Source organism: Psychrobacter sp. SC65A.3 (assembly GCF_025642195.1).
GTDB lineage: Bacteria > Pseudomonadota > Gammaproteobacteria > Pseudomonadales > Moraxellaceae > Psychrobacter > Psychrobacter cryohalolentis.
Genome location: NZ_CP106752.1, coordinates 896,788 through 914,648, shown reverse-complemented (window position 1 = coordinate 914,648; position 17,861 = coordinate 896,788). Strand labels below are relative to the sequence as shown.

General features: G+C 39.0%; 19 protein-coding genes, 1 tRNA gene, 1 pseudogene and 1 CRISPR repeat array. Of the genes and pseudogenes, 16 read left to right on the top strand and 5 right to left on the bottom strand.

Going from position 1 to position 17,861, the window contains the following annotated elements; all coding sequences use genetic code 11:
- Positions 1 to 41: 41 nt before the first annotated feature.
- Positions 42 to 1,049 carry a porphobilinogen synthase gene (hemB, locus tag OEG80_RS04005; RefSeq protein WP_133104399.1) on the top strand — a complete coding sequence of 336 codons (1,008 nt, stop codon included), beginning with the start codon at positions 42 to 44 and terminating at the stop codon, positions 1,047 to 1,049.
- A gap of 241 nt (positions 1,050 to 1,290) precedes the next feature.
- Here hemB and OEG80_RS04000 read toward each other — a convergent pair whose 3' ends face one another.
- Positions 1,291 to 2,283 carry a glutathione S-transferase family protein gene (locus OEG80_RS04000; RefSeq protein WP_263241873.1) on the bottom strand — a complete coding sequence of 331 codons (993 nt, stop codon included), beginning with the start codon at positions 2,281 to 2,283 and terminating at the stop codon, positions 1,291 to 1,293.
- A gap of 295 nt (positions 2,284 to 2,578) precedes the next feature.
- Here OEG80_RS04000 and OEG80_RS03995 point away from each other — a divergent pair.
- Positions 2,579 to 2,655: transfer RNA gene (locus tag OEG80_RS03995), tRNA-Val, on the top strand.
- Positions 2,656 to 2,886: 231 nt separating this feature from the next.
- Here the strand turns inward: OEG80_RS03995 and OEG80_RS03990 are convergent.
- Positions 2,887 to 3,114 carry a helix-turn-helix domain-containing protein gene (locus OEG80_RS03990; protein ID WP_181210928.1) on the bottom strand — a complete coding sequence of 76 codons (228 nt, stop codon included), beginning with the start codon at positions 3,112 to 3,114 and terminating at the stop codon, positions 2,887 to 2,889.
- Positions 3,115 to 3,231: 117 nt separating this feature from the next.
- On the opposite strand from OEG80_RS03990, the gene OEG80_RS03985 reads away from it, so the two are divergent.
- From OEG80_RS03985 to OEG80_RS03940, 11 genes and pseudogenes are all read left to right on the top strand, one after another.
- Positions 3,232 to 3,447 carry a hypothetical protein gene (locus OEG80_RS03985; RefSeq protein ID WP_045447035.1) on the top strand — a complete coding sequence of 72 codons (216 nt, stop codon included), beginning with the start codon at positions 3,232 to 3,234 and terminating at the stop codon, positions 3,445 to 3,447.
- Between the two features lie 11 nt (positions 3,448 to 3,458).
- Positions 3,459 to 4,655, top strand: coding sequence for a site-specific integrase (locus OEG80_RS03980; protein WP_263241867.1), 1,197 nt, complete (start codon positions 3,459 to 3,461; stop codon positions 4,653 to 4,655).
- Positions 4,652 to 4,942 carry a hypothetical protein gene (locus OEG80_RS03975; RefSeq protein WP_263241865.1) on the top strand — a complete coding sequence of 97 codons (291 nt, stop codon included), beginning with the start codon at positions 4,652 to 4,654 and terminating at the stop codon, positions 4,940 to 4,942. The genes OEG80_RS03980 and OEG80_RS03975 overlap by 4 nt, the downstream gene beginning before the upstream one ends.
- 10 nt (positions 4,943 to 4,952) lie before the next feature.
- Positions 4,953 to 5,279, top strand: coding sequence for a hypothetical protein (locus OEG80_RS03970; RefSeq protein WP_263241864.1), 327 nt, complete (start codon positions 4,953 to 4,955; stop codon positions 5,277 to 5,279).
- Positions 5,280 to 5,453: 174 nt separating this feature from the next.
- Positions 5,454 to 5,573: pseudogene (locus OEG80_RS12970) on the top strand (type I-F CRISPR-associated endonuclease Cas1f); the annotation flags it as partial.
- A 44-nt stretch (positions 5,574 to 5,617) separates the two neighbouring features.
- Positions 5,618 to 7,025: a CRISPR direct-repeat array (repeat unit 28 nt; unit sequence CTTCATCACCGCTCAGGTGACTTAGAAA).
- A 256-nt stretch (positions 7,026 to 7,281) separates the two neighbouring features.
- Positions 7,282 to 7,572 carry an HpaA family protein gene (locus OEG80_RS03965; protein WP_263241862.1) on the top strand — a complete coding sequence of 97 codons (291 nt, stop codon included), beginning with the start codon at positions 7,282 to 7,284 and terminating at the stop codon, positions 7,570 to 7,572.
- A gap of 533 nt (positions 7,573 to 8,105) precedes the next feature.
- On the top strand, positions 8,106 to 9,035 hold the full coding sequence (locus OEG80_RS03960; RefSeq protein ID WP_263241861.1) for a hypothetical protein: 930 nt from the start codon (positions 8,106 to 8,108) through the stop codon (positions 9,033 to 9,035).
- A gap of 1,478 nt (positions 9,036 to 10,513) precedes the next feature.
- Positions 10,514 to 11,023 carry a hypothetical protein gene (locus tag OEG80_RS03955; RefSeq protein ID WP_263241859.1) on the top strand — a complete coding sequence of 170 codons (510 nt, stop codon included), beginning with the start codon at positions 10,514 to 10,516 and terminating at the stop codon, positions 11,021 to 11,023.
- Positions 11,020 to 11,847 (top strand): hypothetical protein, encoded by an 828-nt coding sequence (locus OEG80_RS03950; RefSeq protein ID WP_263241858.1) that lies wholly within the window; start codon positions 11,020 to 11,022, stop codon positions 11,845 to 11,847. Before OEG80_RS03955 ends, OEG80_RS03950 begins: the two co-directional genes overlap by 4 nt.
- Positions 11,848 to 11,899: 52 nt before the next feature.
- Positions 11,900 to 13,065, top strand: a protein-coding gene (locus tag OEG80_RS03945) for an IS3 family transposase (RefSeq protein WP_263241287.1) whose coding sequence is annotated in 2 segments (ribosomal slippage) — positions 11,900 to 12,158 and positions 12,158 to 13,065 — 1,167 coding nt in all. Because the reading frame shifts where the segments join, the coding sequence is not laid out codon by codon here.
- A 140-nt stretch (positions 13,066 to 13,205) separates the two neighbouring features.
- Positions 13,206 to 13,430: a hypothetical protein gene (locus OEG80_RS03940; RefSeq protein WP_263241857.1), complete on the top strand. Its 225-nt coding sequence runs from the start codon at positions 13,206 to 13,208 to the stop codon at positions 13,428 to 13,430.
- Positions 13,431 to 13,472: 42 nt separating this feature from the next.
- Here OEG80_RS03940 and OEG80_RS03935 read toward each other — a convergent pair.
- Positions 13,473 to 14,638, bottom strand: a protein-coding gene (locus tag OEG80_RS03935) for an IS3 family transposase (RefSeq protein ID WP_263241287.1) whose coding sequence is annotated in 2 segments (ribosomal slippage) — positions 13,473 to 14,380 and positions 14,380 to 14,638 — 1,167 coding nt in all. Because the reading frame shifts where the segments join, the coding sequence is not laid out codon by codon here.
- Positions 14,639 to 15,171: 533 nt separating this feature from the next.
- Here OEG80_RS03935 and OEG80_RS03930 point away from each other — a divergent pair.
- The gene (locus OEG80_RS03930) at positions 15,172 to 15,804 is read left to right on the top strand and encodes a recombinase family protein (RefSeq protein ID WP_263241855.1); all 633 of its coding nucleotides are present in this window, start codon (positions 15,172 to 15,174) and stop codon (positions 15,802 to 15,804) included.
- 60 nt (positions 15,805 to 15,864) lie between these two features.
- Here OEG80_RS03930 and OEG80_RS03925 read toward each other — a convergent pair whose 3' ends face one another.
- On the bottom strand, positions 15,865 to 16,101 hold the full coding sequence (locus tag OEG80_RS03925) for a hypothetical protein (protein WP_263241854.1): 237 nt from the start codon (positions 16,099 to 16,101) through the stop codon (positions 15,865 to 15,867).
- A 266-nt stretch (positions 16,102 to 16,367) separates the two neighbouring features.
- Between OEG80_RS03925 and OEG80_RS03920 the strand changes: the two genes are divergently transcribed.
- Complete coding sequence (locus OEG80_RS03920) at positions 16,368 to 16,715, top strand: type II toxin-antitoxin system RelE/ParE family toxin (protein ID WP_263241852.1); 348 nt, start codon at positions 16,368 to 16,370, stop codon at positions 16,713 to 16,715.
- Between the two features lies 1 nt (position 16,716).
- Entirely contained in the window at positions 16,717 to 17,019 is a 303-nt protein-coding gene (locus OEG80_RS03915; protein ID WP_068408813.1) for a helix-turn-helix domain-containing protein, read from the top strand.
- A 220-nt stretch (positions 17,020 to 17,239) separates the two neighbouring features.
- Here the strand turns inward: OEG80_RS03915 and OEG80_RS03910 are convergent, their stop codons facing one another.
- Positions 17,240 to 17,533 (bottom strand): hypothetical protein, encoded by a 294-nt coding sequence (locus OEG80_RS03910; RefSeq protein WP_020443287.1) that lies wholly within the window; start codon positions 17,531 to 17,533, stop codon positions 17,240 to 17,242.
- Between the last annotated feature and the right edge of the window lie 328 nt (positions 17,534 to 17,861).

Sequence of the window (17,861 nt, the reverse complement as noted above, 5' to 3'; positions counted from 1 at the left end):
TACAAAAATAACCGTGATTGCCATTCAGATAAGGAAACAATATGACTTATACTTTTAATCGCCAATTCCCTGAAACTCGCCTACGTCGCCTGCGCTATAACGACAATATACGGGCGATGATTCGTGAAGTTGAGCTGCATCCCAAGCACTTTATCGCCCCCGTTTTTGTATTAGAAGGTACTAACGAGCGCCAACAAATCGCTAGTATGCCGGGGGTTGAGCGCTTGTCGATAGACCTGCTCATTAAGCACGCCAAAGACTTGTTGAGCGAAGGCGTCACAACTATCGATATCTTCCCAGTGATTGATAATTCACTAAAAACCCCTGATGGTAGGTCTGCTTATGATGAAAACGCTCTCACTGCGCGTGCGGTAAAAGCGGTCAAAGATGCTGTGCCAGAGATGGTCGTCATGACCGATGTGGCATTGGACCCTTATACTTCACACGGTCAAGATGGCTTGCTAGATGACTCAGGTTATGTCGTAAACGATGCAACGGTTGAAGTGTTGGTCAAGCAGGCATTGGTTCACGCCCGCGCCGGTGCCGACATCATATCCCCTAGCGATATGATGGATGGTCGTATCAAAGCCATGCGTGATGCTTTTGAAGCCGAAGGTTTTGTGAATACCGCTATCATGGCGTATTCAGCAAAATACGCTTCTGCTTATTACGGTCCATTCCGTGATGCGGTCGGTAGTGCTGGCAACTTAAAAGGTGGGCATAAGAAGCAGTATCAGATGGACTTTGGTAATCGCGCTGAAGCGCTACACGAAGTTGCCATGGACATCAATGAAGGCGCGGATATGGTGATGATTAAACCGGGTCAGCCATACTTGGATTTAATCCGTGAAGTCAAAAATACCTTTGGCGTACCAACGTTTGCATACCAAGTCTCTGGTGAATATGCCATGCATATGGCAGCGATTCAAAACGGTTGGCTGACTGATGCCGTCATTTTAGAGTCATTAATTGGCTTCCGCCGTGCTGGCGCTGATGGTATCTTGACCTATTTTGCATTAGAAGCGGCAAGACAGCTGAATAACGCTTAATTTCAGCATATTTTTATATATAGTTAATCCACTTTTAAAAGGGTACAGAACTACTGGGGCTAATTATTCGCAGCCTCTGTCTGTGTAGGCACAGCAAGCAAGAAAAATTAACCCCAGTAGTACCTTATTATATTTGTATTTCTTTTATTTAGGATCGACTATACTAAAAAAACCGTACCCGCGACTTTATAGCAGCGGGTACGGTTTTTTATTTCTTTATCCTAAAAACTCAAACAGCATTTTATGAAATAGCACTCGATAAATGTGCTCGCCCATGCGGCTTATCAAAGTCAATAATAGGACCAGCCGGTATCACTCCAGTTGGATTAATCGTTGTGTGGCTGGTGTAATAATGCGCTTTGATATGTTCCATATTCACGGTGCCTTTAATACCCGGTACTTGATACAAATCACGCAGATAGCCCCAAAGATTGGGATAATCAATGATGCGGCGAATATTACATTTAAAGTGTCCGACATAAACGGCATCAAAACGCACTAAGGTCGTGAATAAGCGCCAATCCGCCTCAGTTATTGTGTTACCTATTAAGTAACGTTGGTCTGCCAAGCGCGTCTCTAACGTATCTAGCGCAGCGAATAGCGCAACGACCGCTTCTGTATAAGCAGCTTGCCTGCTCGCAAAACCAGCTTTATAGACGCCATTATTGATAGCATCATAAACAAACGTATTTATCTCATCAATGTCTATTATTGCATCGGATGGTAAAAAATCGCCAGCTACTGCCCCAACGCCATCAAAAGCTGAGTTAAACATACGGATAATCTCAGCGGATTCATTGCTGACGATGGTATTGGTCTTTTTATCCCATAATACCGGTACTGTCACCCGTCCCGTATAATTTGGCTTTGCCGCGAGATAAACTTCATATAAATAACTTGCATTGATAATAGGGTCAGCGACAACACCTACACTCTCTGCAAACGTCCACCCTTTATCGCCCATAAAAGGATGAACCACAGACATCGAAATAATATCTTCTAGACCTTTGAGCCTGTGGTAAATCGTGGTGCGATTTGCCCATGGACATGCCAAAGAGACATATAAATGATAACGGTTGGCTTCGGCTTGAAAGCCACCTTGACCCGATGGACCAACACTACCATCTAACGTTACCCAATTTCTAAAGCCTGCATCTTCTCGCTCAAAGCGTCCACCGCTAGATGCTGTATCATACCATTTATCCTGCCAGTGCCCATCGACCAATAAGCCCATACGGTGCTCCTAACCCTTTCACTGTTGACTTAACTTTATTGAATACTATTCGATTATCATCAGCGTTGTTTTCTATTATCTGCAATAGTGTTACTAGATTACCCAGTACCAAGCGACTCATCGCTATTAACAATAAAAACTAAATTATAATTCTATTATAGCAATTAAAACTACATAAAAATCCTTATTTGACTGTCGATACAAAGCTAAATCACAAGATCACAATAATAAGGCAGTTTTATTAGAAAAAAGGCTTGCAAAATAGTGGGAACTTGATAGAATACTCAACCTAAATAGGCGTATAGCTCAGTTGGTTAGAGCGCTACCTTGACATGGTAGAGGTCAGCAGTTCGAGTCTGCTTATGCCTACCAAATATTTAGAAAGCCCCGGTCTAACGACTGGGGCTTTTTTTGGCCTATAAAATATGGGCTGTAGGGGAAAATCCTTATTGGTATCGCTCTATAATCACAAGTATTTAAGCTCTATAAAATTGCTCAAAAAAGCGACGGTGACCAAATGGTGACCAAAACGTGACCAGCCTTCAAAAATATCTAAACCAAAAACCCTCTTTTTGACCTCTACTCTGAATTTTAGATTAACGTCTATTTTTTTATATCCTCTGGCTCAACCTCTGTTACATATTCAAAAAGATCTCCTACTCCTACTTCTAAATACTCGCAAAGCTTGTCTATAGTATCGAAATCAATTCTTGACGATTGGTCATTATAAATCTTATGTAATGTCGTTTTACTCACTCCTGTCGCTCGTACGGCATCCGCTACTTTTAGCCTTCTTTCAGCTAACAAAGTAGGAAGGTGATTAACTATCATCTTGCAAACTCCAATTATAGTTATAAAAAGTACTTGCATAGTTATAAATACATGGTAAATTACAACTATGGTATCTAAAAGTACCATTATGATTAAACTTTATATAAGGAACATATTATGTCACATACCTACCTGACTACCCAAGAGCTTTCTGAGCTTATCAAATACAATCCTCGTACTATCCGTAACGAGCTTAAGGATAGCGTCCTGATTGAAGGGATTCATTATATACGTCCTTTTGGAGGGCGTAAGATTTTATACATCTGGGAAGAAATTGAAAAAGATATGCGCACTGGCATTGCCGGTAGCATCAACGCCATGGCACTACAATAAGGAGAAGTATGATGGCTAGCATTAGAACTAGATATGGCAGACTTGTAGTCGATTTTTACTACATGGGAAAACGCTGTCGGGAGACGACAAACCTGATAGATACCCCAGCAAATCGTAAGAAGCTCGAAGATATTATTTTGAATATGGAAGCAAAAATCAGATTGGGTATTTTTAATTATGCTGAGTACTTTCCTAAAAGTGATAAAGCAGCAGAGATGGTTGCATTAAACGATCGTAAGGAATGTATTAATACTAACGTTCCTTCTTTTGAGCAGTTTGCCACACTCTGGTTTTCTGAAAAAGAAATTGAGTGGCGCGATACCTACAAACGTAAAATACAGGAGATTATTGATATGTATTTATTGCCTGAGTTTGGGACTAGACCCATTCATCTCATAAAAAAGACAGATGTATTAGCCTTCCGTTCATCGCTCGCCAAAGTAACGTACGGAAAATCTAACAAACATCTGTCAGCAGCACGCATCAATTCGATAATGGTACCTTTAGGTATGATACTAAAAGAAGCCGCTAAACGCTACAAGTTTGATAACCCTTATGATGACATTAAGTCGCTCAAAGAGCCTAAAACTGATATTCAGCCATTTACACTGGAGGAAGTCTGGAAATTCATCAATGGCGTTAGGGAAGACTATCGTAATTATTACTTGGTGCGCTTCTTTACTGGTATGCGTACGAGTGAGATTGATGGATTAACATGGGAGAATATTGACTTTAATCGTCGCGAAATAGTGATCAAGCAGGCGCTGGTTAAAGGCAAAATGGTTCCCCCTAAGACGCAAGAGTCTTATCGTGCGATTCAAATATCACCTTGGGTTTTTGATGCTTTAAAAGATCAGCAAGCCATCACTTATAAGCGCTCAGAGTATGTGTTTTGTGCCCATACTGGTTCGCCGCTTGATTATAACAATATCAATAAACAAGTATGGCATCCCACGCTTAGGCTTTTAGGACTCAAGACACGCAACGCTTATCAGACAAGGCATACGGCAGCGACGCTATGGTTAGCAGCAGGTGAGAGTCCTGAATGGATAGCCAGTCAAATGGGACACTCTACCACTAAGATGCTGTTTAATACCTACAGTCGCTATGTGCCGAATATGACCCGTCAAGATGGCAGCGCTTTTGAGGCTTTGGTTATTCGCAGTCAGACTGCACCAGCCTCTACTAGCAAGGAGGTATCACAATGAAAATCATTGATTACGATAAACTGCATGCGGCGTTCAAACCTAGTGGTTACGTTAGTAAAGATGCCAATGTCATTGCCAATAGTTTAATTTGTGAGTTTCCTATCCAAGCAGGTAATGGTTTAGCTAGGTTCTTAAATGTTGATAGTTGCTTCGATAATCATATGGCAATGCGTGTATGGGTTCAGAAGCGCTTAGATGCCAATAGTGGCTATCTTGTTGATGAGATGTGCCATCAACTGGAGGGCGAGCTTTATAGATTACTGCCACAAACTGGCTATGGTTACTGAGGAGAATGCTATGAGTGTTAAGCTTCAGCCAAGTATGACTCAAAATGCTCGAGATCTAAGAGTTTGTGCAGATTATTGGGCATATTCAAACAATGACGGATATGATGGCTATATTAAACATGTAAATGCGCTTTGTTGCCAATATGAGATCAGCTTACACGTTTTGTTTGAAACAATAGGTCAATGTTTTGCTTATTTAGATGATGTGCTATGCGAATACTGTGGCTATATTTGTCCTTTAGAGATACCAGCAGACATTCCTTATATGCGTGCAAAACAGAGTTGGTGTTGTGAAGTATGCGAGCATGCTGTGTGGCGTGAGCATAACAACCGATAAATTTTTTTAAATATTTAAAGCCAAACAACGTAGGTTGTTTGGCTTTTTATTGTCTCTAATTAACTGACGACATCTGTTGTCGTAAAGGCTTCTTTATACGTTGTTTTACCGACATAGTTCCGTTAAAGTAAATTTGTATTAAACTCTACAATAATTCCAATGGACGGAACTACTATGGCAAAACCTAGCAACGCCTATACTGACAATAGTTTCGCGTCCTCTGATCTAAAGACTATTTTGCATTCTAAACGTGCCAATATCTACTACCTTTCTCATTGTAGGGTAATGCAAAAAGTGACTTAGAAAACGCAAAACCAGTGCTCACCCCTGTGTCTATCCTTCATCACCGCTCAGGTGACTTAGAAATCTTGCGCTAACTCTGACACCGCCATTGATATCTTCATCACCGCTCAGGTGACTTAGAAAAACCGTGGATACCGTCACAGCGTGCTATTGCCCTTCATCACCGCTCAGGTGACTTAGAAAACGGGTGACTGAGCGCATGGCTGTAGCTACATCTTCATCACCGCTCAGGTGACTTAGAAAGTTCACTGTCTGTGAATGGTGAATCCCGTACTCTTCATCACCGCTCAGGTGACTTAGAAATGTTGTATCTCTTCTAAATAAATGAACGCCTTCTTCATCACCGCTCAGGTGACTTAGAAATAGACGCTAGTAGCTCAGCTATTAGCGCAGAGCTTCATCACCGCTCAGGTGACTTAGAAAGTTTAAGTAAGTAAGTGGATTTTTCCGATACTCTTCATCACCGCTCAGGTGACTTAGAAATTTGTACCATCTACCCATTCGTTGCCATTTCTCTTCATCACCGCTCAGGTGACTTAGAAATATGACCACGCCAAAACGTATTGTTTCCGCAACTTCATCACCGCTCAGGTGACTTAGAAATATTAAAACTAAATTTAAACTTCTACTAGCCACTTCATCACCGCTCAGGTGACTTAGAAAATGATGATAAATATAACATTAATTGTTACTAGCTTCATCACCGCTCAGGTGACTTAGAAAAATAGGCTTAGAAGTTGAGATTGAAAGTGAGACTTCATCACCGCTCAGGTGACTTAGAAATTTATATAAAATATTGCATCATTATTGATACGCTTCATCACCGCTCAGGTGACTTAGAAAGTTAGCCACGTTTCGACACTACCAACTGTTTGCTTCATCACCGCTCAGGTGACTTAGAAAAAATCCAGCAGTGGCATGTGTTAAAACCTGAACTTCATCACCGCTCAGGTGACTTAGAAATAAAATTTGAGTTCGTCCAAGTAGTCAGCCCACTTCATCACCGCTCAGGTGACTTAGAAAACAGACGCAAGCAGCGAATAGTGATAGCGACGCTTCATCACCGCTCAGGTGACTTAGAAAAGAAATAATAAAACCAAGAACACCGACAAGCACTTCATCACCGCTCAGGTGACTTAGAAAATCTATTCATATCAGTATCTTCATACTTATTACTTCATCACCGCTCAGGTGACTTAGAAATGATACCGATATTTCCTTTGGTGGCTCATGTCCTTCATCACCGCTCAGGTGACTTAGAAAGTCAAACAATCAGCAAGCGCCTAACCCATACGCTTCATCACCGCTCAGGTGACTTAGAAAGCTTGATATCTCACCGCTTGGCAATCGTGCGACTTCATCACCGCTCAGGTGACTTAGAAATCATCTAAGTCACCGACACCGATTGCTATCTCCTTCATCACCGCTCAGGTGACTTAGAAAGTCATCACAGCCATTCCATACGGCTTTATTAATATCGTCTTGATTAATCTTATTGGTCATTTTATTAGCAATGCTGGTTGGCATTTATGGTTCCTAAACACTTTGTAAAGTCGTTAATCATTTTATTAGTGATTGCTCATCACAGAAGTGAGCTAATGATAGCAGGCTCTAAAATACTTGGCAGATATCATTGCTTAAAAATTCGATTATAGTAAACAAAGGTATAAGCAGATTAAATAAACTAAGGGATTAAGCGATGAAAATACTAGAATTGTGTATCTTAGGCACACTCAGCTTAAATGCTTGTACAACGGGCGTGAATAATAGCGTAGTAATGAATACGCCTAATAAAATCGTCACCTACTACCCCGTTGAGACTGCCATGCTCAATGTCTATACTCGAGCGTATAGTGATCAAGTGGTGGATAAATCAGTAGGTATCAACTATTTCACTTTGGAGCCACTGGTGTTTCATAGCTTTACCATCGACGTAGGTGAGTATTCAATTGCAACCCAAACCTATACCGAAAATAGCCAACATACATGATTCAAGTATGTATCTGACTGAAGAGGTTTATAGCGATAGCAGTAAACGTAACAAGATAAAAACCTATAGGCAGATATGGTTATTCAAACGAGAGAGTAATAATACCGCATGGCTGTATATAGAAAGCTCAGAAAACTTATTACTCAGCTACGACCCTGACGGCACTTCGACAGAACGCTACAAGATAAATACCCAGGGTGATGTCTTATATAACAATGTGACTATTAATAACACTAAGACGGTTTTTTTTAACAGTATGTAGTTATAAGTCACTTAATTAAGCCTAGTCACACTTATGAGGTATTGAATAGATGCCAACTATATGGGCAACCAAATCGCTACAGCCTCTCCAATCCAAAAAAACTATCTGCGGTTAGCATGTGCGCCTTTTTTATCAATTTGTATTCGACCGCTACTAGTAGAAATAGAGTAATACTGTAGCAACAATGTTAAAACTAAAACTTTGTTTTGCAATTAAAAATAGCTTTGACTACTATTGAGCTTCTTATAGGATACTAACGATAGGTAACAACATGAAAATCAATAAGCTATATGCAAGTATTGCATTGACGAGTGCTTTGGCGCTTACAGGGTGTGGCGGCGATGATGATGGTGAATATGTATCAGGCGGCGATAACAATGGTGGCCCTATTGTTAAGAATGAGCTGAACTACACTGCATTCGATCCTTTCAGCGACGTGATCAATGGACAATACAAAACGGGATGGGGCAAGCTTGCTTTCAAGCTCAATAATAATGGCTTGATTCGTAGTATTTCTACCGTCGTGGGCAGCTCACCTACTGCCTATCAAGACAGCAGAAGCGGTGATAGATTAGAATATTATGTTGGTAACAATTTATTTGCCGCTGTTACTGAAGAGTTCGATAGTAAGTTCTATAAAATCAGCTTCGTAGATAGCGATACGTTCAAGCTAAACATTCAGTCAGGCAGCGGTACCGTCAATTCGACTTATGACATTATTACTCTCGACCTCACTGGCGTAGGCAAGCAACCAAAAAATGCTCAGACGGGGATAGATACAGATTTGGAGTATTTCCCCGACGGCTTTAACGCTACTTATCCTAGTGGCTCTCAGTGTTACATATTTTTAGAAACCCCTGATCAAGACTACTATACTTTTTCCGACGGTGAAGACGAAGGCAGTATGTCGATAGATCAGTGGCTTGCTAATGAGAAAAAACGTAATACTGTCAACAATGTGGTCAAAGAAAATGTCGGAAGCAAAAATGAATTGCAAGCGGTAAGATATACCGATGGAGATGGCGATATTAATGCAGCTGTGATATACAAAGGCTTAATTTATGACGCTTATTACTACCAAAAAGGCGTTCAAGAGAAAGAAGATACTAACCCTAATATCGCAGAGGTCTACTGTAACCAATACAATAACGTTGCCACCAATTTTTTAGAAACGCAAATTAAAGCTACTTATCAAAATTAACCAATACAGCTAAGATCTAACTTTGATGTTTGGTAGCTTTTATTAGTCAGTATTTATTATCCTTTTCATGAGAATGGAAAACAGCGCCTAATGTGGGCGCTGTTTTTTATACAAGTAAACTTAGCAGTTAAATACAGTATCCATGAGTATTCTTGCCTTAGTACTTATACTTTGCTCTTTTTGCAGCCGCTATTGTTTTTAATTTTTGCTGTAACGATATCGATTTTTTCTTAATTTTTGTATGTTTATTATCAAATTTCCTACTTACTTTATGGTGATTTACTTGAGCGGCATAATTCTTAGAAAATTTTGGTGCAGCGTTTGCTTGGCGAACCATTGTCAAACAAGCCGTGGCAGCTAAAATAAGATTATAATTATCTTTTTCATTATAATTACTTGATTAAATTCACATCGGTTATGAATAGTGATTGAAAGTGCCTTATTTAGTATCAAGCAAAATAGCTACCATGACAAAAAGCATCGTGATAAAGAGTTGCTTTATCGACAACGGAAATCATAAACGACTCTAAAGTTAAGTAGTTTTATAAAAACTAAAGAAAGGTTGCGATTTTTACTAGCACTTTGACCATTAAAACTCCATCTATCAGAATATAACGACAACCGTTGTCGTCTTAATCAACCTGCCCTTGAAGTTTCCAATCTCTTATTCATATAATCAAAGTCATATCATCTAAGCAACTATATACTCGTATTTAGATTCACCTTTTCTTTTATGCCAACAATATCCCAAATCTACCATGTATTCGCATATTGACTGCAACAGTTTTGATGCCAGCTGTGAGAAGTCTTTTGTTCCGATCTAAAGGAAAAACCTGTAGTTGTAATATCTAGTAACGATGGCTATAGTCAATTCCAAATAAAACAGATACGTTATGTTCCAACGCAGTACTGGTATAAATTTTTCTGGCGTGCTGTGACTACGCTGACAGAGGCTGCGTAAAATTCATCCCAGTCCTACTGTATCGCTTTAATACTGAACTCACTATATGTGATAGCACGTCCACCTAATTACCTCTTAGCTTCTAGCCAACTTGTTCTCAAATCACTATAAGTTACAAATAGATACAATAAAAAATCATTAGAATCTAAATCAAATGAGTATACATATAATATTTAAAATGAATAAAGATTAAGTTTTATGTCTACCTTAGAATTAAGTCAATACGACTGTCTGCAATACATACAATATCTTTATCAAAAAAACCAATATCCATATCGAATACACCCCATCATATTCTCTAAATATAATTAATCATTATTGACTATTATTTTTAATATTAATGAAGATACTTTCCATCTAATCTTTTATTTCTCACTCCAGCGAAGGCTTGTACTCATAAAAAATTTACTATAATATTTTTTATGAGCTAGCTTCATATTTTATATAAAAATACCAAGGTTATAAATCATATGATTAATTCCTTATATTTTATAGATACCAACTGAGTGAATCATAAGTGAAAACAACCACAATAGCTAAACTTAAAAAAGACACTATTCTCATATTTCCAAGTACTGTGGATCTTTTTCTTATCTACAGCCACCATATTCGACCATTTATTGATACTCACACCTTGACTATCGAACAAAATTCTAAGAAATCTAAACACACACTATTTGTTAAAAATGAAAAAAAGCTATTTTTAGTAAATAATTTTGAGCTTTATCACATTATAAAAGATCCAGATACTAATCAAAAAACTCCAAAAAAACAGGTAGAAATTATAAATATAACTGAAGATCAATTTGATTTTAAGATGATGTTTGATGAACTGATTGAAATCATAGCTCAACACAAAAATAATTTAAACGTCAAGATAATTCATAAACACCTCATAAAAATCCTAACAAAAGAAATGAACAAGCTGTTTTTTAATAAAAATATTTTTACTATTCCTAATTTCTGTCAGCTTATAAATATAACCGAGCCAACCTATCATAAAATTCGTTCTACGAGCATATCATGACAAAAAACAATCAAGGCGTTTATCGTCAGAAAAAGCAGCTTAGCTCTGAAATATTAAAAAATATCATTAACACATTTAATGAAGATAAAGACTTTATCTACCAAGAAGCTGTTCTGTCCGCCATCTCGGCAATCGTTACGGCTGTAAATGAAAGCCATATATCCTCTGATAACCCTATTCAGAAGTTGATTGAAAGTATCGTACATACACTGCAAACAGATCCCATCTCCTACCGCCATATGCAAATCAATAAATCTGCGTTAGCAAAAAAGCCGCTCGTGATGCAATTATTGATTCTCATGCAAGATATCGTCAATAGAGGGCAGCAGAGTCGCTCACAAGAAAAGCTAATTTGGCTTTCTATAGCAATGCATACTGCTGTCGTGCTAACGCATTACCAGAAAAAGACTTACGCTAATAATATAATGATGCAGTTTAAATTGGCTCAATTTTCAGGCTCATCTAGACGAACATGGATCTGGTCTGAATTACCTGATATGCCAACTATGAGTCACGATAATATATTATCAATATTGACAAATATATTAGAGAAAAATCAAGAGAGTACTACGGAGCTAGACAGTAAAAACTTTATTACTCAAATAAAACTAAAAGAAGATATGTCTATAGCAATCGCTAAGCTTGGTCAAATAGAGAAAATTGTGAACGCTTATCAAGACGCACACTACTTAAAAATTAGGAAATCTAAAAAACCGTGCAAAGCTCAGACAGATAATACCAAAGTTGAGCCTATTAACTTAGCCGAACAAAAACCATCTTATCAGTCCAACAATGAACACACTCCTTATTATGAGCTATGCTGAAGAAACCGTATAACTAAACTTGGTAAACTAAGCATATTAATCGGAGTTTACCATGACCAAAAAAATCAGAACTTATAGCACAGAATTTAAAGCTGAAGCCGTTAAGAAGATAGCAGACAATAACGGCAACATCTCATCGACCGCAAAGCAGCTTGGCATCGCCATGCAAACCTTATCTAATTGGCATAACAAAGCCAATCAAGGCAAGCTTGTCGGCACAGAGCAATATGATCCTGATCTTATGAGTGCTCTTCAAGAAATAAAGCAGCTCAAGCGGCAGATCAAAGTTGCCGAAGAGGAACGAGAGATACTAAAAAAGGCGACGGCGTACTTCGCGAAAAACAGCCCGTAAAGTACGCCTTTATCAAAGACAATCAGCAGATATTTAGCATCACTACTATGTGCCGTGTATTAAAGATTAAGCCATCGAGCTACTATGACTGGATTAGTCGTGACATCAGTGATCAGCAGATACATCGCAACCAGTCTGAATTACTGGTTAAAGCGGCTCACAGTGAAACGAAAGAACGTTATGGCGTAGATCGACTGCATGCTCATCTAAGCGAGCAAGGCCACAACATTAGCCTGTATATGGTCAGAAGCATTAAAGAAGAACATGGCATTAAATGCCGTCGCCACAAGCGCTTTAAAGTGACCACCGACTCTAATCACAACAAGCTGGTTTATCCAAACGTGCTGGATCAGAAGTTTGATGCCAATCGTCCTAATGAGTCTTGGGTCAGTGACATTACGTATATCTGGACCAATGAGGGCTGGTTGTATTTAGCTGGAGTCAAAGATTTGTACACCAAAGAGCTGGTCGGGTATGCGATCAATAAGCGAATGACAGCAGATCTAGTATGCCGTGCACTCAATATGGCAATCAAGAACAAACGACCTAGCAAAGGGCTAATAGTTCACTCTGACAGAGGCAGCCAATATTGCAGTCATGCCTACCACAAGATCATCAAGCGACATCAGTTTGCAGGCTCAATGAGCGCTAAAGGTAACTGCTTTGATAACGCACCTATAGAGAGTTTCTGGGGCGTATTAAAGAATGAATTAGTATATCACCAAGACTATAAAACAAGATTTGCAGCTATCAGCGATATCATTGGATATATTGAGTTGTACTACAACCAAACTAGGATTCAAAAGAGCTTGGGCCATAAATCGCCAAGACAGGTGTGGTTTGATTATTATCGTCAAGCTGCGTAATTAAATTTCCCAAGTTTAATTGTACGGATTTGACGGCAGGGGTCAAACTGCTAGTATTGTATGTATATTAATAACTACGAAATCGTTAGCAGAGATCAAAACAGTTAATGGGCAATTCAATGATAAAGATAGAACCAGTAATGGACGCAGATATTGTTCCAGGTATTCAGGCTGCTGGTATAAAGTTAGGGATAAGTTTTGACTACTTTAAAAAAAGCACAGAACATATTTATAAACCTACTAAGGAAGAATGTGATGTGCTATCAACTCATAATTTATGGTTTTTTTTCCATAGAGATGAGATGACTATAGGTGGTATACATATAAATGAGATTTATTGCTACTGGGATAATAATATAGTTTGACCCCTGCCGTCAAATCCGTACAATTAAACTTGGGAAATTTAATTACGCAGCTTGACGATAATAATCAAACCACACCTGTCTTGGCGATTTATGGCCCAAGCTCTTTTGAATCCTAGTTTGGTTGTAGTACAACTCAATATATCCAATGATATCGCTGATAGCTGCAAATCTTGTTTTATAGTCTTGGTGATATACTAATTCATTCTTTAATACGCCCCAGAAACTCTCTATAGGTGCGTTATCAAAGCAGTTACCTTTAGCGCTCATTGAGCCTGCAAACTGATGTCGCTTGATGATCTTGTGGTAGGCATGACTGCAATATTGGCTGCCTCTGTCAGAGTGAACTATTAGCCCTTTGCTAGGTCGTTTGTTCTTGATTGCCATATTGAGTGCACGGCATACTAGATCTGCTGTCATTCGCTTATTGATCGCATACCCGACCAGCTCTTTGGTGTACAAATCTTTGACTCCAGCTAAATACAACCAGCCCTCATTGGTCCAGATATACGTAATGTCACTGACCCAAGACTCATTAGGACGATTGGCATCAAACTTCTGATCCAGCACGTTTGGATAAACCAGCTTGTTGTGATTAGAGTCGGTGGTCACTTTAAAGCGCTTGTGGCGACGGCATTTAATGCCATGTTCTTCTTTAATGCTTCTGACCATATACAGGCTAATGTTGTGGCCTTGCTCGCTTAGATGAGCATGCAGTCGATCTACGCCATAACGTTCTTTCGTTTCACTGTGAGCCGCTTTAACCAGTAATTCAGACTGGTTGCGATGTATCTGCTGATCACTGATGTCACGACTAATCCAGTCATAGTAGCTCGATGGCTTAATCTTTAATACACGGCACATAGTAGTGATGCTAAATATCTGCTGATTGTCTTTGATAAAGGCGTACTTTACGGGCTGTTTTTCGCGAAGTACGCCGTCGCCTTTTTTAGTATCTCTCGTTCCTCTTCGGCAACTTTGATCTGCCGCTTGAGCTGCTTTATTTCTTGAAGAGCACTCATAAGATCAGGATCATATTGCTCTGTGCCGACAAGCTTGCCTTGATTGGCTTTGTTATGCCAATTAGATAAGGTTTGCATGGCGATGCCAAGCTGCTTTGCGGTCGATGAGATGTTGCCGTTATTGTCTGCTATCTTCTTAACGGCTTCAGCTTTAAATTCTGTGCTATAAGTTCTGATTTTTTTGGTCATGGTAAACTCCGATTAATATGCTTAGTTTACCAAGTTTAGTTATACGGTTTCTTCAGCATAGCTCAGTTTTAGAGTTCAGTGGAGATGAGTCCATATTAACTGGCATACATGTAATGAGCAAATATTCAGGGTATTTGTTAAAAAAATTAAAAATAGGGGATAGGCTTGATCTACTGAAATACGAACTTGGATTTGATTTTTACTATGGCCATGGAGATACTCATTACCTAAAGCCAAATCCGTTGGAATCAGAAGATATACTAGAAGGAGTGTATATTACTACAAATTATCTATTACCTTATTCTGCTGAATATCCAGATCATATTGTTACAGCAATCACAGTATATTTATAAATACACCGAAATCATTAGCGACTGTTTAGGCTCAAGCCTAACGATTAATCAACATAGTCAAATGGTTCGATTGGGTATACCCCAACGGAACCAGCTATTTCACCCTTCAAACCTATTAACAGACCACTTAAAACAGACTGGTATAATGGAACCACTTATAACAGACTACTTTAGGTGTTTATGTTTATCAGAGCGTATCTACGAGCGTCAACCAAAGAACAAGATGCTAAACGTGCCAAAAGCGAGCTCATAGCATTTGCCAACGATCATGGCCACAAGATTGCCGCCTTCTACGTCGAAAACGAATCAGGAGCTATCTTGGTGCGACCCAAGCTTATGCAGCTGATTGAAGATGCTCATAAGGGTGATGTTATCTTAGTTGAGCAGATTGATCGCTTGGCGCGTTTGAACCAAGCTGATTGGGATACGCTCAAAAGAATGCTATCAGAGAAAAAGCTATCTATCGTATCAAAAGAGCTGCCGACCTCATATATGGCACTTCAACCTGAAAGCAGCACTGAATTTATGAGCAGTGTATTGCAGGCCATTAACTCGATGATGCTGGATATGCTTGCAGCCATTGCTCGAAAAGATTATGAGGATCGCCGTAACCGTCAAATGCAAGGTATTGCTCGAGCTAAGGCAGAAGGTAAGTATTCAGGACGTAGAAAAGATACCGAAAAGCGCAAGATCATTGCTAGTCTACTCAAATCAGGCCGTAGCTATTCTGAGATACAAGGTATGACTAAGTGCTCACGGCATCTGATCGCTGATGTAGCCAAGGAAAGACCTAAACCGATCACTGATCATTAAGTGGTTCCACTACAGCGGTCTACTATGAGTAGTCTATTAATGGATTAATGAGCCTTTTTATCATGAACGCCAAGCGATTAGTCTATCAATAATTTCAATACATTCCTCTTGAGGTAATATGAATTCATCCATATCCATTGCTATCAAGCTGTGCAGATTACTCTGAAGTTCATAAGGTATCTCGTTAGAATAATCAAGCAAAAATTTCATAGCTTGTATTGATACCTTAGTAGGTTGGTAGTCGGTCAATATATGTCTTCTCAAGTCCAACAACTCAGCTTTTATAAGTTCATTCATATTCTCACCTCAAAATTGTCCATCGTAAATATAGTTGATGGTGTATCAAAAAGTATGCTGATTAGAACACCACCCTATCGTTTAATAACAGAAACAAGTCTAATGATAGATAGGTTGTCGTTTAGAGGTTTTATGTTTTGGGTATAGGTTAACGATAGAAAATATGGTCGCTACTAAGCATAGGCTGTTAAGAGCTGCTCATTCTAATTGCAGACTGTCTCGATTAGCTGTATCATATAGACTGTAATCTATATATTGGTTTTTATATGTGGACTGTCATCACAACAGAGCTGTTCAACCAATGGTTTGATCAGCAAGACGATTCAACGCAAGAAAAAGTGCTGGCAGCTTTGATGGTTTTAGAACAGCAAGGTCCAAGCTTAGGTCGCCCTTTAGTAGATACGGTGTATGATTCAAAATTTACCAATATGAAAGAGTTGCGTGTTCAGCACAGAGGCAAGCCACTCAGAGCCTTTTTTGCCTTTGATCCAAAGCGGCAAGCGATTGTGCTTTGTATCGGTGATAAAGGTAATAAAAAGCGTTTTTATAAAGAAATGCTAGCCACTGCAGACCAGCAGTATGAGTGTCACCTCAGAACCTTAGGAGATCCATAACATGACTAAGACACTACAAGAGATGTTAGCTGAGCGCTCTTTAGATAGCCGAGCGCGTATTAAACAACTGGCAGAGCAGTTGCTTTTAGAAAACCAGCTGTCTCGTATCCGTGAAGAGTTAGAGATCTCTCAAAAAGAGCTGGCTCAAACCATGGGTATTAAACAGCCTTCATTGTCTGCTATAGAAAATCGTGGCAATGATCTTAAAATATCGACCATGAAAAAATATGTTGAGGCCATGGGTGGTAAGCTTCGTATCGACGTTGAGCTTCCAACAGGGAAGCACATAGGCTTTAATGTGTAATAATAAATTCAAGTGATTCAAGCGCTAATAAGCCACCTTCTTATGGGTGGCTTATTTATTACTAAGAATAGGCTAATGTTATTAGGAAAGCACAGTAGCGAGTACCTTAATTCAAAGGCCTGTTATATATGGTTCCATTATAGCAGTCTGTTTTAAGTGGTCTGTTAATAGAGTTTTGGCGCTTTTTAGTTGGTTCCGCTGGGGCATAGTCTAACCAAACCTATTGAAATAGCTCATCTAGTTTTGCGACAGCATCATCATATTCTTTGCCTGGATCTAGAAATGCTGTTTTAAATGAATAGTAATCTGCCAAAAACTCCAATGAGCATCCGCCTAAAGATTTTGCTTTTTCCATAAGCTTCATTCTAGAATCAAAAGGTATATACCATGAGTCATCTTCTAATAAGCAATTAACTAACATATCAACATCGAAGCATTCTTCTACTGCTTTATCAAATTTACTGAAAACATCTCTCCATGCCCCCATATCTGCATCTACTTTTGCTTCAGACATTTTCCTAATTTGAGTACTAATGCTACAGATATTCACTTATACCTCTACTTAAGTTCCAGAAAATAAATATCCAAACATATCTAGAATATAGCTTAAAGCACCCTCAACATAAGCTACGATGGAGAGATTGCAAAAGCTAACTTAATAGTTTTCAATCAATGACCTCATAGGTATTAAGATTATATCTGAAACCTACTGTTCGATGCCTGTATAGCGCACCGATCACGAATAGAATATGTATGGTAGGTACACCATGAAGTACACTGTGACTATTTCAGTGAGTTAAAGCTTTGATACCATTAGCCTACAGCTGAACGGAGTTTTTTTG

Excerpts from the sequence above, each read along its gene's own strand:
- hemB (WP_133104399.1), top strand. The coding sequence starts at position 42 with ATGACTTATACTTTTAATCGCCAATTCCCTGAAACTCGCCTACGTCGC.
- OEG80_RS04000 (WP_263241873.1), bottom strand. The coding sequence starts at position 2,283 with ATGGGCTTATTGGTCGATGGGCACTGGCAGGATAAATGGTATGATACA.
- OEG80_RS03990 (WP_181210928.1), bottom strand. The coding sequence starts at position 3,114 with ATGATAGTTAATCACCTTCCTACTTTGTTAGCTGAAAGAAGGCTAAAA.
- OEG80_RS03985 (WP_045447035.1), top strand. The coding sequence starts at position 3,232 with ATGTCACATACCTACCTGACTACCCAAGAGCTTTCTGAGCTTATCAAA.
- OEG80_RS03980 (WP_263241867.1), top strand. The coding sequence starts at position 3,459 with ATGGCTAGCATTAGAACTAGATATGGCAGACTTGTAGTCGATTTTTAC.
- OEG80_RS03975 (WP_263241865.1), top strand. The coding sequence starts at position 4,652 with ATGAAAATCATTGATTACGATAAACTGCATGCGGCGTTCAAACCTAGT.
- OEG80_RS03970 (WP_263241864.1), top strand. The coding sequence starts at position 4,953 with ATGAGTGTTAAGCTTCAGCCAAGTATGACTCAAAATGCTCGAGATCTA.
- OEG80_RS03965 (WP_263241862.1), top strand. The coding sequence starts at position 7,282 with ATGAAAATACTAGAATTGTGTATCTTAGGCACACTCAGCTTAAATGCT.
- OEG80_RS03960 (WP_263241861.1), top strand. The coding sequence starts at position 8,106 with ATGAAAATCAATAAGCTATATGCAAGTATTGCATTGACGAGTGCTTTG.
- OEG80_RS03950 (WP_263241858.1), top strand. The coding sequence starts at position 11,020 with ATGACAAAAAACAATCAAGGCGTTTATCGTCAGAAAAAGCAGCTTAGC.
- OEG80_RS03940 (WP_263241857.1), top strand. The coding sequence starts at position 13,206 with ATGGACGCAGATATTGTTCCAGGTATTCAGGCTGCTGGTATAAAGTTA.
- OEG80_RS03930 (WP_263241855.1), top strand. The coding sequence starts at position 15,172 with ATGTTTATCAGAGCGTATCTACGAGCGTCAACCAAAGAACAAGATGCT.
- OEG80_RS03925 (WP_263241854.1), bottom strand. The coding sequence starts at position 16,101 with ATGAATGAACTTATAAAAGCTGAGTTGTTGGACTTGAGAAGACATATA.
- OEG80_RS03920 (WP_263241852.1), top strand. The coding sequence starts at position 16,368 with ATGTGGACTGTCATCACAACAGAGCTGTTCAACCAATGGTTTGATCAG.
- OEG80_RS03915 (WP_068408813.1), top strand. The coding sequence starts at position 16,717 with ATGACTAAGACACTACAAGAGATGTTAGCTGAGCGCTCTTTAGATAGC.
- OEG80_RS03910 (WP_020443287.1), bottom strand. The coding sequence starts at position 17,533 with ATGTCTGAAGCAAAAGTAGATGCAGATATGGGGGCATGGAGAGATGTT.